At 64.5% G+C, this 16,593-nt stretch carries 16 protein-coding genes; 5 read left to right on the plus strand and 11 right to left on the minus strand.

What is annotated here, in order from left to right:
- Positions 1 to 100 precede the first annotated feature (100 nt).
- Entirely contained in the window at positions 101 to 790 is a 690-nt protein-coding gene (locus ABIG06_RS12520) for a YggS family pyridoxal phosphate-dependent enzyme (RefSeq protein ID WP_370136831.1), read from the plus strand.
- Positions 791 to 997: 207 nt separating this feature from the next.
- Here ABIG06_RS12520 and ABIG06_RS12525 read toward each other — a convergent pair whose 3' ends face one another.
- Positions 998 to 1,567 carry a L,D-transpeptidase family protein gene (locus ABIG06_RS12525; protein WP_370140833.1) on the minus strand — a complete coding sequence of 190 codons (570 nt, stop codon included), beginning with the start codon at positions 1,565 to 1,567 and terminating at the stop codon, positions 998 to 1,000.
- Positions 1,568 to 1,769: 202 nt separating this feature from the next.
- Between ABIG06_RS12525 and ABIG06_RS12530 the strand changes: the two genes are divergently transcribed.
- On the plus strand, positions 1,770 to 2,456 hold the full coding sequence (locus tag ABIG06_RS12530; RefSeq protein WP_024338712.1) for a response regulator transcription factor: 687 nt from the start codon (positions 1,770 to 1,772) through the stop codon (positions 2,454 to 2,456).
- A 60-nt stretch (positions 2,457 to 2,516) separates the two neighbouring features.
- The gene (locus ABIG06_RS12535) at positions 2,517 to 2,960 is read left to right on the plus strand and encodes a Crp/Fnr family transcriptional regulator (protein ID WP_124161988.1); all 444 of its coding nucleotides are present in this window, start codon (positions 2,517 to 2,519) and stop codon (positions 2,958 to 2,960) included.
- Positions 2,961 to 3,083: 123 nt separating this feature from the next.
- Here the strand turns inward: ABIG06_RS12535 and ABIG06_RS12540 are convergent, their stop codons facing one another.
- From ABIG06_RS12540 to ABIG06_RS12575, 8 genes are all read right to left on the minus strand, one after another.
- Positions 3,084 to 3,899 carry an exodeoxyribonuclease III gene (locus tag ABIG06_RS12540; protein WP_124161987.1) on the minus strand — a complete coding sequence of 272 codons (816 nt, stop codon included), beginning with the start codon at positions 3,897 to 3,899 and terminating at the stop codon, positions 3,084 to 3,086.
- Between the two features lie 118 nt (positions 3,900 to 4,017).
- The gene (locus ABIG06_RS12545; protein ID WP_124162059.1) at positions 4,018 to 4,770 is read right to left on the minus strand and encodes an outer membrane lipoprotein carrier protein LolA; all 753 of its coding nucleotides are present in this window, start codon (positions 4,768 to 4,770) and stop codon (positions 4,018 to 4,020) included.
- A gap of 152 nt (positions 4,771 to 4,922) precedes the next feature.
- Positions 4,923 to 7,400: a DNA translocase FtsK gene (locus ABIG06_RS12550; protein WP_424578287.1), complete on the minus strand. Its 2,478-nt coding sequence runs from the start codon at positions 7,398 to 7,400 to the stop codon at positions 4,923 to 4,925.
- 9 nt (positions 7,401 to 7,409) lie between these two features.
- On the minus strand, positions 7,410 to 8,624 hold the full coding sequence (locus ABIG06_RS12555) for an aminotransferase class I/II-fold pyridoxal phosphate-dependent enzyme (protein WP_124161985.1): 1,215 nt from the start codon (positions 8,622 to 8,624) through the stop codon (positions 7,410 to 7,412).
- A 312-nt stretch (positions 8,625 to 8,936) separates the two neighbouring features.
- Positions 8,937 to 10,385, minus strand: coding sequence for an ammonium transporter (locus ABIG06_RS12560; RefSeq protein ID WP_124161984.1), 1,449 nt, complete (start codon positions 10,383 to 10,385; stop codon positions 8,937 to 8,939).
- Positions 10,386 to 10,422: 37 nt separating this feature from the next.
- A complete protein-coding gene (locus ABIG06_RS12565; protein WP_008142813.1) occupies positions 10,423 to 10,761 on the minus strand; it encodes a P-II family nitrogen regulator in 339 nt (112 codons plus the stop codon).
- A gap of 310 nt (positions 10,762 to 11,071) precedes the next feature.
- On the minus strand, positions 11,072 to 12,373 hold the full coding sequence (locus tag ABIG06_RS12570; RefSeq protein WP_370136835.1) for an ammonium transporter: 1,302 nt from the start codon (positions 12,371 to 12,373) through the stop codon (positions 11,072 to 11,074).
- A 128-nt stretch (positions 12,374 to 12,501) separates the two neighbouring features.
- Positions 12,502 to 12,840: a P-II family nitrogen regulator gene (locus ABIG06_RS12575; protein WP_124161982.1), complete on the minus strand. Its 339-nt coding sequence runs from the start codon at positions 12,838 to 12,840 to the stop codon at positions 12,502 to 12,504.
- 236 nt (positions 12,841 to 13,076) lie between these two features.
- Between ABIG06_RS12575 and ABIG06_RS12580 the strand changes: the two genes are divergently transcribed.
- Positions 13,077 to 13,967 (plus strand): GYF domain-containing protein, encoded by an 891-nt coding sequence (locus ABIG06_RS12580; RefSeq protein ID WP_370136837.1) that lies wholly within the window; start codon positions 13,077 to 13,079, stop codon positions 13,965 to 13,967.
- A 39-nt stretch (positions 13,968 to 14,006) separates the two neighbouring features.
- Here ABIG06_RS12580 and tesB read toward each other — a convergent pair whose 3' ends face one another.
- Positions 14,007 to 14,870 carry an acyl-CoA thioesterase II gene (tesB, locus tag ABIG06_RS12585; protein WP_124161980.1) on the minus strand — a complete coding sequence of 288 codons (864 nt, stop codon included), beginning with the start codon at positions 14,868 to 14,870 and terminating at the stop codon, positions 14,007 to 14,009.
- A gap of 205 nt (positions 14,871 to 15,075) precedes the next feature.
- Between tesB and ABIG06_RS12590 the strand changes: the two genes are divergently transcribed.
- The gene (locus tag ABIG06_RS12590) at positions 15,076 to 16,296 is read left to right on the plus strand and encodes a ubiquinone biosynthesis hydroxylase (protein ID WP_424578288.1); all 1,221 of its coding nucleotides are present in this window, start codon (positions 15,076 to 15,078) and stop codon (positions 16,294 to 16,296) included.
- Positions 16,297 to 16,363: 67 nt separating this feature from the next.
- On the opposite strand, the gene ABIG06_RS12595 is transcribed toward ABIG06_RS12590, so the two are convergent.
- A complete protein-coding gene (locus ABIG06_RS12595; RefSeq protein ID WP_370136838.1) occupies positions 16,364 to 16,561 on the minus strand; it encodes a Trm112 family protein in 198 nt (65 codons plus the stop codon).
- Positions 16,562 to 16,593 lie beyond the last annotated feature (32 nt).

Consider the following 16,593-nt stretch of genomic DNA (forward strand, 5'->3'; position numbering starts at 1 on the left):
CCACCCCGTGGAGCAAGGTAAAGCGAAGGGTTCAAAAACTGTTTCTTGAACTCGGTAAAATTGGATTTAACCCGGGCTACGATCGCAGCCAAGAGACGTCATGACAGAAGCCAATGCCGCGCCGGTAACCGGCCATTCACCAAACGCGCTCGCCGCGGTCGAAGCCGAAATCGCCCGCGCCTGCAAGGACGCGCGGCGCGACCGCGCCTCGGTGACGCTGATCGCGGTGTCCAAGACTTTCGCCGCCGATGCAATTATCCCGGTCATCGCCGCCGGACAGCGCGTATTCGGCGAGAATCGGGTGCAGGAGGCCAAAAGCAAGTGGCCGGCATTAACGTCTGTTTACCCCGATATCGCGCTGCATCTGATCGGGCCGCTGCAATCCAACAAGGCGAAAGACGCGGTCGCGCTGTTCGACGCCATCCATTCGGTCGACCGCCCGAGCATTTGCCAAGCGTTAGCCAAGGAAATCGAATCCCAGAACAAGCACCCGCAACTCTTCGTCCAGATCAACACCGGCGAGGAGCCGCAGAAGGCCGGCATCGCGCCCGACGAGGCCGATGCCTTCCTCGCGAGCTGTCGCGACACCTATGGGCTCGCGATCTCCGGACTGATGTGCATCCCGCCGGTCGACGAACCGCCGGCGGCGCACTTTGCTCTCACCGCCAAGATCGCGGCGCGTAATGGGTTGAGGAATCTCTCGATGGGCATGAGCGCTGATTTCGCGACCGCGATCATGCTGGGCGCCACCCATGTGCGCGTGGGAAGTGCGATTTTCGGGCACCGGTAAGAGCCGCTTGCGGGATACGCGCTCAGCAAACCGCCATCGATTTCGTTGTTGCGAGCCAACGGGTCCGCGCAGAGCGCGGCCCGATGACAGGCTCCGCGAAGCAATCCAGAATCTTTCCGCGGAGGGACCCTGGATTGCTTCGTCGCAAGGGCTCCTTGCAAGGATGGCGGCGACTTAAACGATTCGGTCGTTGTCGAGCATGCACACTCATCCGATGATGATTCGTGTTCGCGGGCCCAGGCGCCGCAGCAATTGCAGCATCGCAGATTTCGTCATGGAGACGCAGCCCGCGGTCGGGCCGAAATTGTCGCGGGCGAGGTGCAGGAACACCGCGCTGCCGCGGCCGGCGATGCGTGGTCTGGTGTTGTGGTCGATCTCGATAATGAAGTCATAGAGGTGGTCGGCCCGCTTGAGCCGGTCACCGCCCTGCCCCTCTCCGAGCCGGATGCCCTGATTGTATCGGCGGTCCCGTGGATCCTCGCACCAGGCGTCTGCGCCGGTGATCATCCGGGTCGGCAACAACGTCGGGGGGCGGCTGTGCCGGTCGCCCCGCCACCACAGCCGTCTGGGACGGAAGCTGCCCCTGGGCGTGCCGCCATCGCCCTCGCGCTTGTTGGCCAGAATGCCGCCCCGCCCCAATGCAACCGGGATGGTCAGCGTCCCGGCCGTCAGCCAGCCCCGGCGCGGGTTTCCGGCCGCAGCCTTAACGCGGATCGCAGACAGCGGCCCCGCGCTTCGATTCCTGGCGTAACCAACTGAAGTTGCTTTATTTTTCATGTGAACGTGCAATGTCGAATTCATTACAGGACATTCATCAAATCGTCCTGCTATTCTGAGCTAGAGTGCTTTTGGCTTGTGAATCGGTAACAGCCCACTACTTCAACACGAACAACAAAAACAACGGCGACCCTAAACTTCCCCTCGCGGCTGGGTGCGGCATGGATGCGCGCCGAGCCGGACCCTAAAAGGATGACCTCCCATGCCCAACGCCCGCAAGATCCTCATCGTGGATGACGATACCGATCTGCGCGACACGCTGGTGGAGCAATTATCGCTGCACGAAGAATTCGAAGCCTCCGCCGTGGATACCGGCGCCAAGGGCGCGAGCGCCGCCAAGGCAAATTCTCCCGATCTCGTCCTGATGGATGTCGGCCTGCCCGATACTGACGGCCGCGAAGTTGTCCGTTCGTTGCGCAAGGGCGGATTCAAGGCCCCGATCATCATGTTGACCGGGCACGACACCGATTCCGATACGATCCTGGGGCTGGAATCCGGCGCCAACGACTATGTCGCAAAACCCTTCCGCTTCGCCGTTCTGCTCGCCCGCATCCGCGCCCAGCTCCGCCAGCACGAAGCCAGCGAGGACGCGGTGTTCTCGGTCGGCCCCTACTCCTTCCGTCCCGGCTCGAAGATGCTGACGGCGGCCAATGCGCGCAAGGTCCGCCTGACCGAGAAGGAAACGGCGATTCTCCGCTTCCTCTACCGGGCCGGCCAGATGCCGGTGTCGCGCGAGACCCTGCTCCAGGAGGTCTGGGGCTATAATTCCGGCGTCACCACCCACACGCTGGAAACCCACATCTATCGGCTTCGCCAGAAGATCGAGAAGGACGCCGCCAACCCCGAGATCCTGGTCACCGAAGCCGGTGGCTACAAGCTGGTGCCGTGATACGTTCCGGAAACGCGCGATTCGTCGTAAATTGGCGCGTTCCTCGAGCCACGGACCGGAATGTCAATCGACGACGACGTAGCGCTTCTCGAGCGTGTCCCGACACTGCGCCTGTTGGGAGACGCCTCGTTGCGCATGGTGGCGATCGGTTCCGAGCAGCGTGACTTCGTCCGCGGTGACGTCCTGTTCAATCTCGGCGACGACGCCGATGCCGGCTTCGTGGTCCAGCGCGGCGCCTTCAGGGTCGAGGACGGCGCCGGCGCCGAAATGATCGCCGGCCCCGGCGCGCTGATCGGCGAGCTCGCACTGGTGGTGCCGATGAAGCGGCCATCGCGCGCGATCGCGCTGGAGCATTCTTCCGTCATCCGCGTTGCACGCAGCCTGTTCCAGCGTGTGCTCGAAAGCGACCCCGCCGCCGCCGTTCGCCTCCGCGACGAATTCGCGGTGCGCTCCAGCCAGATCGCCAGCGATATCCTGATGGCCGGGGCGAAGCTGACGTCGTGAACCTCTCCGTCGTCATTCCGGGGCGCGACGAATTCGCGAGCCCGGAATCCATCGAGCCGCAGCGTTAACGGATGAATGGATTCCGGGCTCGCGCTGCGCGCGCCCCGGAATGATGGCAGGGGCTCACACCTCGATCGTCACCGTCACCGGCACGTGGTCCGACGGCCGCTCCCAGCTCCGCGCATCGCGCAGGATCTTGAAGTCGCTGACCGCGTCCTTCAGCGCACGCGAGACCCAGATGTGATCGAGCCTGCGGCCGCGGTCGCCGACGGTCCAGTCGGCGGAACGATAGCTCCACCACGTATAGACCTTCTCCGACATCGGGATGCGCTCGCGCGCGACGTCGATCCATTCGCCGGCGGCGAGTGCCGCCTTCAGCTTCTCGGTTTCGACAGGTGTGTGCGAGACAACTTTCAGAAGCTGCCTGTGCGACCACACGTCGTTCTCGTGCGGGGCGACGTTGAGATCGCCGACCAGGATGTGGCGGTCCTCACCGCGCGGATGCAGCGGCTCGCACGCCTTCATCTCGTCGAGGAAGCGAAGCTTGTGGTCGAACTTCTCGTTCAGCGCGGGATCGGGAATGTCGCCGCCGGCGGGCACGTAGAAATTATGCAGCACCAGCGGCTTTGCGATGCCCGCCTTGGTTCCGAAGGACACGGATATGTGGCGCGAATCCACCTTGTCGCAGAAGGTACGGATGTCCTTGGACTCGAAGGGAATCTTCGAGACGATGGCGACGCCGTGATAGCCCTTCTGCCCGTTCAGCGCGACGTGCTCGTAGCCGAGCCGCTTGAAGCGCTTCAGCGGAAAGGCATCGTCGATGCATTTGGTCTCCTGCAGGCACAGCACCTCCGGCCGCGCGCTCTTCAGGAATTTTGCGACCAGGTCGATGCGCAGCCGCACCGAATTGATGTTCCAGGTTGTCAGGGAAAGACGCATGGGGAATGCGTCTTAGCAAGCTCTCGTCGGGTGGGCAAAGGCGCAAAGCGCCGGTGCCCACTGTCTTTTGCCTATGAATGGCGGGTAAACTCTCTCGTTCCCCGGACACGAGACCGACCTATCCGGGCGACGGACCGTAATTGGTGAAGTCGATCTTGAACATGCCGGGGTCGAGCTTCTTGCTCGAATCCAGATTGTAGACCGCGATCGTGGTATCGTAGCCCTGCGGATCGGTGACGGTCCACTGCTTGAGCTGGCCGTCCTTGGCGCCGAACATCAGGAGCAGCCGGCTGGTGCCGACCAGCGCCTGCTTCTCCTCGATGGTGACGCTGACATAGACGTCGTCGGCCGAGACGCTGACGACGTTGGTGTCCTTCATCAGGTCGATGCGGTCGGACAGCAGGAAGCGCAGCGGTGTCTGCGACAGCGGATAGACGTCCTGGGTCGCGAGCTTGCGGTCGCGCACCACCAGCGAGGATCCGTCGGCGACGATGTCGATCGGGCTCGGCGCGTCATATTCGAAGCGCACCTTGCCCGGCTTCTGGATGTAGAAATCGCCCTGCGTCTTGCTGCCGTCGGGGCCGACCTGGACGAAATTCCCGACCAATGTCTGAAGCGACGACAGATAGGCGCTGACCTTGGCCGCCTGCGCCTTCTGGTTGGCATCGAAGGTCTGGAAGATGCTGCTCGGCACGTTGCGCCGCGGATCCGGGATGACCGGATTGGGCGGCGTCTGCGTCGCGCCGGTGACAGCGGGCCCGCCGGCAGGCGCGCCATCGCGGCCCTTCGGTGCAGGCTTCGGCACGGGCACGGTCTGCGCGAACGACGCCGTGGTCACCATCGCGGCGGTGACGAGAAGCACGCCGGCCACGCGCGCGCTTCGCGCGGCGATGGTGGCAGCGTATCGGATGTCCGGATGTCTGATCAACGCGTCGTCCTGTATGGCTGGGCGCCTTTCTAGCGTGATTTCGGGCAAAAGCAGATATCGATTTTGCGTGAAATGATGCCTCGATGCGGCTCGCCTCACATATGGCTGTCTTCTTCCTCGACCAGAATCTCGCGCTTGCCGGCGTGGTTGGCGGGACCGACGATGCCCTCCAGTTCCATGCGCTCCATCAGTGATGCGGCGCGGTTATAGCCGATTTGCAGGCGGCGCTGGATATAGCTGGTCGAGGCCTTGCGATCACGTTTGACGATGGCAACCGCCTGCTGGAATAGATCGCCGCCGCCATCCCCGCCCATGCCGGTCGCGTCGAACACGGCGCCGTCCTCGTCCTCGGTCGGCTCTTCGGCGGTGACCGCTTCGAGATATTCCGGCTGTCCCTGCGTCTTGAGGTGACGCACCACCTTCTCGACTTCCTCGTCCGAGGCGAAAGGTCCGTGCACGCGGCTGATGCGGCCGCCGCCGGCCATGTAGAGCATGTCGCCCTGGCCGAGCAGCTGCTCGGCGCCCATCTCGCCGAGGATGGTGCGGCTGTCGATCTTGGACGTGACCTGGAAGGCGATGCGGGTCGGGAAGTTCGCCTTGATGGTGCCGGTGATGACGTCGACCGACGGACGCTGCGTGGCAAGGATCACGTGCAGGCCTGCGGCGCGCGCCATCTGCGCGAGACGCTGCACCGCGCCTTCGATGTCCTTGCCGGCGACCATCATCAGGTCGGCCATTTCGTCGACGATGATGACGATATATGGCAGCGGGTCGAGCGAGAGCTTCTCTTCCTCGTAGATCGCCTTGCCGGTTTCTTTGTCGAAGCCGGTGTGCACCGTGCGCGTCGGCTCCTCACCCTTGGCCTTCAATTCGAGCAGGCGCGTATTGTAGCCGTCGATATTGCGCACACCGAGCTTGGCCATGTTCTTGTAGCGCTCTTCCATTTCGCGCACGGCCCATTTCAGCGCGACCACCGCCTTCTTCGGATCGGTCACGACGGGCGTGAGCAGATGGGGAATGCCGTCATAGACGGAGAGCTCGAGCATCTTCGGGTCGACCATGATCAGCCGGCACTGGTCCGGGCGCAGCCGGTAGACCAGGCTGAGAATCATGGTGTTGATCGCGACCGACTTGCCCGAGCCGGTGGTACCGGCGATCAGCATGTGCGGCGTGCGGGCGAGATCGATGATGACAGGTTCGCCGCCGATGGTCTTGCCGAGGCACAACGGCAGCTTTGCCACCGACTCGGTCGCTTCCTTCGCCACCAGCAATTCGCGCAAATAGACTTTCTCGCGATGGGCGTTCGGCAGCTCGATGCCGATCGCGTTGCGGCCGGGCACGACGGCGACGCGCGCCGACAGCGCGCTCATCGAGCGGGCGATGTCGTCAGCGAGCCCGATCACGCGCGAGGACTTGATGCCGGGCGCCGGCTCCAGCTCGTACAGCGTGACGACGGGACCCGGATTGGCCTTCACGATCTCGCCGCGCACGCCGAAATCCTGCAGCACGCCTTCGAGCGAACGGGAATTGGTCTCCAGCTCGGCCTTGCTGAGCGGCTGGCGATCGCCGGCCTTCGGGGCGGCCAGCATGGAGACGGACGGAAGGTCGAACTTCTCGGAGGACTTCTTCGCCGCGGCCTTCGGTGCAGCCTTCTTGCGTGGGGCGCGCGCGGCGGGCTGCTCCTCTTCCTCCTCCTCCTCGTCTTCCTCTTCTTCGTGCTCGTCCTCATGGTCCTCGTCTTCGGACTGCGGCGAGATCGAAGGCGCGGCGCGACCGCCGCCCAGATTCGGCTCCTGGCGGCTGAATGCAACCGCCTTGGTCTTCGGTCCACTCGAGACCAGCGAGCGGTACGCGGCGCCAAGCAGCCAGATCAGCCGCGCCTTGGTGCTCATCAGCGCGTGGAACAGCCAGCCCAGCGATACCGAGCCGCGATCGCTCTCCTCGTCTTCCTCGAGCGGCTTGTCGTCATCCTCGATCTCCGCGAACTCGTCCTGCTCGCGCGCGCCAAGGCCGCAGGCGATCAGGAAGGTCGCGGTCATCGCGGCGAACAGGATCGTGCCCAGCACGATGCGGTAGATCGTGCCGGCCGGCCCGAAAATCACCGCCGGCGCGCGCACCAGCGCGTCGCCGACCACGCCGCCGAGGCCGGTCGGCAGCGGCCATGCGCCGCCATGCGGCCAGCAGCTGACGAAGCCCGCCGCGATCACCGTGCAGAGAATCCAGGAGCCGAGCCGCAGCGCTTCGCGGTCGAACGGGCGATGCGTCATCATGCGCCAGCCCCACACCGCAACCGTCAGGACCAGCATGATGGCGCCGAGCCCGAGAATCTGCATCGCGAGGTCGGCGCCGATGGCGCCGGCATAGCCGAGAATGTTGCGGATCGGCCGCGAGGTGGCGTGGCTGAGGCTGGGGTCCTGCACCGACCACGTCATCAGCGCCGCCGAGGCGACGCCCGCCAGCGCGATCAGGCCGACGCCGGTGAGCTCGCGCATGCGCCGCGCCAGACCCTCGCGGATCGATGGCGGCAGATGGCCGACCAGCGGAATGACACGTTCGATTGCCGACATGCTCATGGGCCCCGCCTAACCCAGAGTCTCGACCAGGCGGTGCAGCGCCTGCGCCGTGGTCTCTCCATCCTGCACCAGTGCGAGCCGAATGTAGCCTGCACCGGGATTGAAGCCGTCGGGCTGGAGCCGGGCCAGATAGCTGCCGGGCACCACGCGCACGCCTGCCTCCTTGAAGAGTCTCAGCGTCACCGACACGTCGTCGCCGAGCGCGGACGTGTCGAGCCAGACGCAGAAGCCGGCATCGGGCCGGCGATAGCCGTAACGATTGCCGATGATCTGGTCGGCGAGGTCGAACTTGATCCGGTAGAGCCTGCGGTTCTCCTCGACATGCGCTTCGTCGCCATAGGCGACGGTCGCGACGTGCTGGAGCGGCACCGGCACCTGCGGCGCCGCAACGTTGCGCAGCTCCAGGAACATGCCGATGAACTTCTTGTCGCCGGCGGCGAAGCCGACGCGCATGCCCGGCAGGTTGGATCGCTTCGACAGCGACTGGAACGCAACCACGCGGGTGAAGTCGGGGCCGGCGCATTCCAGCGCGCTGCCCGGAGCCTGGCGGGTGTAGATCTCGGAATAGCACTCGTCGCTGAGGATCACGAAGCCGTAGCGGTCGGCGAGCTGCTTCAATCGCCTGAAATAATCGGGCGAGGCGACGGAGCCCTGCGGATTGGCCGGCGAAGCAAGATAGAACGCCACCGTGCGCGCCAGCGTAGCCTCGTCGATGGCATCGAGATCGGGCAGGAAGCCGTTCTCGACCGTGGTCGGCAGATAGACCGGCTCGCAGGCCGCGGCACGGGCGCCGGCGCCATAGACCGGATAGAACGGGTTCGGCATCAGGATCGCTGGCTTGCCGGGACGCGGCCCGACATAGCGCGCCGCGGTGATCGCAGCGAAGAACAGCCCTTCGCGACTGCCATTGAGGACGAGAATCTCGCTCTCGGGATCGAGCGGCCGCGGCAGCTTGAACCGCGACGACAGCCAGGCGCCGGCGGCTTTGCGGAACGGCTCGATACCCTTGCCGAGCGGGTAGCGGCCGAAATCGGCGATGTGCTTCGCCAGCACCGGGCCGACGAAGTCGGGCACGGGATGCTGGGGCTCGCCCACTGCAAGCGTGATCAAGGGCTTACCCGGCTGATGCGGCGCCAGCAGCTCGTTCAGCCGGATGAAGGGCGAGCGGTCGCTGTCGGGGCTTCCACCGGCCTGCGGCGCACGGGATGAAGCGATCATAGCCATTCTGGGCGCCAGCACTCTTGGAACAGCCGGTCGCGCGAAGGCACCGGCGGGAAGCGGTTCAGTTCACCATAGATAGGGCGAGGTTAAGACGCGATTAACCATCGGCCGCCGCCTGCGTCCAGAGCGGGAATATCGAGGCCGGATCACAATATGTTCGGGACGCTTCTGCCCTGACCTGCAAGCGGAACCGACCAAAAGAAAGGGGCTCCAGCTTGCGCTGGAGCCCCTCAACGGTCAGGGCATTGCCGGGTATGTGCCCGAACCGTAGTTGTGGACGCGGTCTTCCAGAGGGGACCGCGCCCGGGAGGAGACTTACATGTTGTAGGCGCGCTCGGTGTGCTCGGTGATGTCGAGGCCTTCACGCTCGCTCTCGACATTGGCGCGGAGGCCGACGATCACGTCGACGACCTTGTAGAGGATCGCCGAACCGACGCCCGACCACACCAGCGTGGTGCAGACGGCCTTGATCTGGGCGAGGATCTGCGTGGCGAAGTCGTAATCGGCAACCTTCGGCGGGATGGCCGTGTAGTCGACGATGCCGGCGCCGCCGAGAGCGGGGTTGACCAGGATGCCGGTGCCGATGGCACCGACGATGCCGCCGATGCAGTGCACGCCGAACACGTCCAGCGAGTCATCGTAGCCGAGCGCGTTCTTCACGACGGTGCAGAAGAACAGGCAGACCACGCCGACCACGAGGCCGAGGACGATCGCGCCCATCACACCGGAGAAGCCGGCTGCAGGCGTGACGGCCACGAGACCCGCGACGGCACCGGAAATGACGCCGAGCACCGAGGGGTGACCCTTGATGATCCATTCCGCGAACATCCATGACAGCGCGGCGGCCGCGGTGGCCACGAAGGAGTTGGTCATGGCGAGCGCAGCGCCGCCGCTGGCCTCGAGGTTGGAGCCGGCGTTGAAGCCGAACCAGCCGACCCAGAGCAGCGAGGCGCCGATCATCGACATGGTCAGCGAGTGTGGAGCCATCAGCTCCTTGCCATAGCCGACGCGCTTGCCGATCAGGAGAGCGCCGACGAGACCTGCGATGCCGGCGTTGATGTGCACCACGGTGCCGCCAGCGAAGTCGATCGCGCCCATCTTGAAGATCCAGCCGGCGTCGGCGTTGATCTCGTCGAGCTTGGCCTGTGCCGCGGTCTTCGCCGCCGCATCACCCGCCGCAGCCAGAGCCTTGGCCGCGTCCTGGATCAGGTCCGGACCGGGCCAGTACCAGACCATGTGCGCGATCGGGAAATAGATCAGCGTGACCCAGAGCGGAACGAACAGAGCGAGCGCCGAGAACTTCATGCGCTCGGCAAAGGCGCCGACGATGAGGGCGGGCGTGATCGCCGCGAAGGTCATCTGGAAGCACATATAGATGAGCTCCGAGATGTTGGCGTCGACCGAGAAGGTCGCGGCCTTCGAGTCGGTGGTGACGCCCATCATGAAGGCCTTGGAGAAGCCGCCGATGAAGTCGGAGCCGCCGGTGAAGGTGAGGCTGTAGCCGTACACGGCATAGATCACGGTGACGACGCAGACGGTGTAGAACACCTGCATCAGGACGGAGAGCATGTTCTTGGAACGGACGAGACCGCCGTAGAACAGCGCGAGGCCGGGGATCGTCATCAACAGCACCAGCACTGTCGATGTCATCATCCAGGCGTTGTCTCCCTTGTTGACCGTTGGCTCGGCGTAGGCTGCGGTCGCAGCGAACAGGCCGACTGCGAGAGCCGCCAGTCCCGCGCCATAGGGACGCTTGAACGTCATATTATTCACTCCTGATTGGATATGGTTGAGCGCGAAATCAGAGGGCCGCGGCATCGGCCTCGCCGGTGCGGATGCGCACGGCATGGTCGAGGTTGATGACGAAGATCTTGCCGTCGCCGATCTGTCCGGTTTTCGCCGCCGACGTGATGGCGTCGATGGTCTTGTCGACCTGGTCGGAAGCGACAGCGACCTCGATCTTGATCTTGGGCAGGAAGCTCACGGCATATTCGGCGCCGCGATAGATTTCCGTATGGCCCTTCTGGCGGCCATACCCCTTGACTTCCGTCACCGTGAGACCGTGAACGCCGATGGCGGTCAGGGCGTCACGGACTTCTTCCAGCTTGAATGGCTTGATAATCGCCATAACAATTTTCATGGGTCCTATCCCCGCTTGGGCCCGGTCCGGACGTGGCCGGGCGTTTCTCGACTGGTTCGCCACGAGGGAGAAGATTCACTACGCGGGCACAGCCGGACCCCTAGAATCAAATGCCGTGCCAGATCGGGCGTGTTGCCTAACGGACTATGAAAACGGGTGTTTTCGCGTTCGGCGGGTATCGTGGTGCGGTGCGCTATTACGTCGCGCTTAAAACGTGGTCATGCCTGCTCAAATCGACGGCATGACAGGCTGTCGACACAATGTTGCTCACGCGTCGGGCAGCAGGAAGGTAATTTCGTAGCGCAGTCGCCTATTGCAGGGCTTCACCGTGCTGCGAAATATCCAGCCCCTCGAGCTCCTGCTCACGGGATACGCGCAAGGGCACGAACAGGCCGACCAGCTTGAGCAGGATGAAGCTCACGCCCGCCGACCAGACGAAGGTGACGGCGACCCCGAAGAGCTGGATCAGGAGCTGCCGAGGATGGCCCTCCAGCAGGCCGGCGGTGCCGCCGATGGCGCTGGTTGCGAACACGCCGCCAAGCAGGGTGCCGGTCAGCCCGCCGATGCCATGGACGCCGAACACGTCGAGCGAATCGTCATAGTTGAAACGGTGCTTCAGCCAGGTACAGGCCCAGTAGCAGACCGCCCCGGCGACGATACCGATGACGATACCGTGCCAGGGGGCGACGAAGCCCGAGGCCGGCGTGATGGTGCCGAGCCCGGCCACCGCGCCGGAGATCATGCCGAGCACGGAGGGCTTGCGCCGCGTCGACCATTCGATGGCGCCCCATGTCAGCGCGCCGGCACAGGCGGCAAGATGGGTCGCGATGATCGCCATCACCGCGCGAGAGTTCGCCGCCAGCGCCGAGCCGCCGTTGAAGCCGAACCAGCCGACCCACAACAGGCCGGTGCCCATCACCGCGAGCGACAGATCGAACGGCGAGAGATTCTCGGTGCCGTAGCCGTGACGGCGCCCCATCACCTTGGCCGCAACGAGGCCGCCGGTGCCCGCCGACAGGTGCACCACGAGGCCGCCGGCGAAATCCAGCACGCCCATGCCGGCGAGGAAGCCGCCGCCCCACACCCAATGCGCCAGCGGAATGTAGACGAAGATGAACCAGGCGACCGAGAACAGGAGATAGGCGGAGAACCGCATGCGGTCGGCGACCGAGCCAGCGACCAGCGCCACCGTGATGATGGCGAACGTCATCTGGTACAGCATGAACAGCGATTCCGGGATGGTCTTGGCCGCAGGGTTGACGCTGTCCGTGGTCATGCCGGCAAGAAACCAGCGGTCGAGCGTGCCGATCCACGGCCCATCGCCGACGAAGCAGAGCGAATAGCCGAATGCCACCCAGAGAATGGAGATCAGTGTCACCGCGGCGAGGCTCTGCGCCATGGTGGCGAGCACGTTCTTCTTGCGCACCATGCCGGAATAGAACAGCGCGAGCCCCGGGATCGTCATCATCAGCACCAGCGCGGTGGCGACGATCATCCAGGCCGTGTCGGCGGCGTTGATCTCGGAGCCGGCGGCATGTGCCGGCAAAGCCATGATGGACACAAGCCCGATCGGCGCAGCCATACACGCTGCGCGGCGCAACCATCCCGCCATGTCGTTCCCCCCAGCATCAATTGGCGTCGCACGCTGTGGCGTCGTTGCCCGGTGCGATCGAAGATTTATCGAAGCGTTTTTGCGACGCGGATAGCGGTTCGCGTCGACAGAACGCGTCAAGCCGAAATCTAGAGCGCGTCGCTGTCGGTTTCGCCGGTGCGGATGCGCAGCGCATGGTCGATCGGCGTGACGAAGATCTTGCCGTCGCCGATCTGCCCGGTGCGCGCGGTCGCGGTGATCACGCTGACCGCCTTGTCGGCAACGTCGGAGGGGACCGCGATCTCGATGCGCAGCTTGGGCAGGAAGTTCACGACATATTCGGCGCCGCGATAGATCTCGGTGTGGCCCTTCTGCCGGCCGTAGCCCTTCACTTCGGTCACGGTCATGCCGTGGACGCCGATCGCGGTCAGGGCCTGACGGACCTCATCGAGCTTGAAGGGTTTGATGATGGCGACGACGAGTTTCATGGTCAGGCCTATTCCCCGGGATGCACCGCGCCGTATGTCCCCGACGCAGCGTCAATCTGGCATCTTTCCGGGCAAATGGCATAAAAAAGTTGCAGATTGAAGCGGAAAAACGTCTGACCGTGTGAACGGCCGCCTCTGTACAGGGCAACCGTTCATCTTTCACAATGCATCTTTGGCATGGATGCGGTGAACCCGCGGCGGTCGAGCGGTACAAAAGAGTTTTGGGGGGACGCTTCATGGCGAGTTGGTTCTACGCATCCGAGGGCAAGCAGCAGGGGCCCTTTCCGGAGGGGCAATTCCGCGATCTGATCGCCCAGGGCATCGTGCGCCCGGATACGCTGGTATGGACCGAGGGCATGGCCGGCTGGCAGAAGGCCGCCGAAATCCCCGGCCTGATCGGAGGTGGCGCCGCGCCGCCGATGATGCCGGCCGGCGGTCCGCCGATGATGGGTTCCGGCGGCTATGCCGGCGCGGGCAGCGGCGGCTCTCTGGCGGTCGATTTCGGCATCCTGGAATTCACCTGGCGCAGCATCGTCCTGCTGATCGGAATGATCCTCGTCATCCCGGCGCCGTGGGTGTTCGTCTGGTACACGAAATGGATCGTGTCCTGCGTCAAGGTCCCGGGCCGACCCAACCTCAGCTTCACCGGCGATGCGATGACGCTGGTGCCGTGGTATTTCGGCTTCATCGTTCTGGCGATCGCAATCGGCTACATCGGCAGCCAGTTGCTGAGCAACCTGCTGTTCATCGTTCAGCTCGTTCTCTACTGGCTCCTCATCAAATGGATAGTCGCCAACCTCGCCTCCAACGGGCAGCCGCTGGGCTTGAGCTTCACCGGCTCGATCTGGGCCTATATCGGCTGGAATCTGCTGTTTGCGATTTCCATCATCACCATCATCGGCTGGGCCTGGGTCGCCGCGGCCCAGATGCGCTGGTTCTGCCGCAGCGTCGAAGGCACGCGGCGCGAGGTCGTGTTCAGGGGGAGCGGTCTTGACATCCTCTGGCGCGGCATCGTCGCTGCGATCCTGTGCAGCCTGATCATCCCGATTCCGTGGGTCTATCGCTGGATCATGAACTGGTTCGCCTCGCAGACCGAGCTCGTTCCGCGCGGTTCGCTCGCAGCATGACCCGGACAGCCACCGGCGCGATTCATCGCGCCCGTGGCGCTATGCCTTCCGCTCGCGCACGGAGCCTTCCTGCGCGACGGAGGCGACCAGCGTGCCATCGGGCTTGAAGATCGAGCCGCGGGTCAGGCCGCGCCCGCCGCGCGCGCTCGGCGAATCCTGCGCGTAAAGCAGCCATTCGTCGGCGCGGAACGGGCGGTGAAACCACATCGCGTGGTCGAGGCTCGCCGGCATCATGCGCTTGTCGAACAGCGTGCGGCCATAGCGCGCCATGATCGCATCGAGCAGCGAGAAATCCGAAGCATAGGCGAGCGCGCACATATGCAGCGCCGGATCGTCGGCCAGCTTCGCGGCGGTCCTGATCCAAACGTGAATGCGGCCGTCGTCGATCTTCTGGCCGAAATAACGGCCGAGCTCGACCGGGCGCAGCTCGATCGGGCGATCGGATTCATAGTAGCGGCGGATGAAGTCCGGCATCTCCTTGAACATCGGTTGCTTCGCGACCTCCTCCGCCGTGAGCTTCTCCGGCGGCGGCACGTCGGGCATCTTGTCCTGATGGTCGAACGCGCTCTCCTCCTCGGCGTGGAACGACACCATGATCGAGAAGATCGCGTTGCCGTGCTGGATCGCGGTGACGCGGCGGGTCGAATAGCTCTTGCCGTCGCGCAGGCGCTCGACCTGGTAGATGATCGGGATCTGCGGATCGCCCGGCAGGATGAAATAGCAATGCAGGGAGTGCGGCAGCCGTCCCTCGACGGTGCGGCACGCGGCAACCATCGCCTGCCCGATCACCTGGCCGCCGAACACCCGCTGCCAGCTCGTCTTCGGGCTGTTGCCACGGAACAGGTTCACCTCGAGCTGCTCGAGGTCGAGGATCGAAATGAGGTCGATCAGGCTTTTGGACATGATGATGCTTTCGAAGATCTCGTCATTCCGGGGCGTCGCGATGGCGATGAACCGGGAATCCCGAGCTGACAACCTCTGGATTCCGGGTTCGCGCATTTGCGCGCCCCGGAATGACACATAGGGGCCATTCGGCCCTTGTTTCACTGCACTGTTTCGCCCAGCTCAAGTCTGCTAGCAAGACCGAGAATTGACCGGGAAACTTGGTATGTCGGTACAGGGTAGCATTGTCATCGGTGGCGGCGCGTTTGCAGGGCTTGCACTCGCCCTGGCGCTGCGCCAGGGGCTCGGGCCCGAGATCCCCGTCATCGTCGCCGATCCCGCGCTCGGCACGCGGCCGAGCCGCGATCCCCGCGCCACCGCGATCGTGGCCGCCTGCCGCCGCCTGTTCGAGACGATCGGCGCCTGGGACGCCGTCAGGAGCGAGGCGCAGCCGATCCTCGACATGGTCGTCACCGATTCGAAGCTCGAGGACGCCACCCGTCCGGTGTTCCTCAACTTTGCCGGCGATGTCGCCCCGGGCGAGCCCTTTGCGCATATGGTCGAGAACCGCCGCCTGATCGATGCGCTGGTGGTGCGTGCGGAAGCCGAGGGCATCGATCTGCGCGCCACTCCGGTTGCATCCTACGATGCGCGTTCCGACGGCATCGAGGTGACACTCGGCGACGGCAGCGTGATCGCGGCGAGCCTCTTGGTCGCCGCCGATGGCGCGCGGTCGAAATTGCGCGAGCGCGCCGGCATTGCCACCCATGGCTGGGAGTACGACCAGTCCGGCATCGTCGTCACCGTCGGCCACGAGCGCGATCATGGGGGCCGCGCCGAAGAGCATTTCCTGCCCGCAGGTCCGTTCGCGATCCTGCCGCTGTCGGGCAAGCGCTCGTCGCTGGTATGGACCGAGCGCCGCGCCGAGGCCGCGCGCATCATTGCGCTCAGTGACGAGGAATTTCACGGCGAGCTCGAGCGGCGCTTCGGTCTGCATCTCGGTGAGGTGAAGGCACTCGACAAGCCGCGCGCGTTTCCGTTGTCCTATTTCGTTGCGCGTTCCTTCATCGCCGAGCGCCTCGCGCTGGTCGGCGATGCCGCCCACGTCATCCACCCGATCGCGGGCCAGGGCCTCAACATGGGCCTGAAGGATGTCGCCGCGCTGGCGGAAGTGGTCGTCGATGCCGCGCGGCTCGGCATGGATATCGGCGGTGCCGATGTACTCGAACGCTATCAGCGCTGGCGCCGCTTCGACACCATGGCGATGGGCGTTGCCACCAACTCGCTGAACTTCCTGTTCTCCAACCAGTCGACGCTGTTGCGCACGGTGCGAGACATCGGCCTCGGCCTCGTCGACCGCGCCCCGCCGCTGAAGAACCTGTTCATCCGCCAGGCCGCGGGGCTCACGGGCGAGGTGCCGCGGCTGTTGAAGGGCGAGGCGTTGTAGCGGCGATGGTGAGTAGCGAATAGCGAGTGGTGTCCATTCGCTATTCGCCAGTCCCAACTCGCTAAGCTCAATCGATCTTGCGCGCCTCTTCCGGCAGCATAATCGGGATGCCGTCGCGGATCGGATAAGCCAGCTTGGCGCTGCGCGAGATCAGCTCCTGCTTTGCGGCATTGAACTCGAGGGGCCCCTTGGTCAGCGGGCAGACCAGAATCTCCAGCAATTTGGGATCGACGCTGGCTTCGGGACGTTCGGTGGGCGCGTTCATTGGGGTCTCCGGCAGTTGGTAGACTTTAGCAC

Origin of the sequence: Bradyrhizobium sp. USDA 326, assembly GCF_049739485.1 — a bacterium.
Taxonomy (GTDB): Bacteria; Pseudomonadota; Alphaproteobacteria; order Rhizobiales; family Xanthobacteraceae; genus Bradyrhizobium.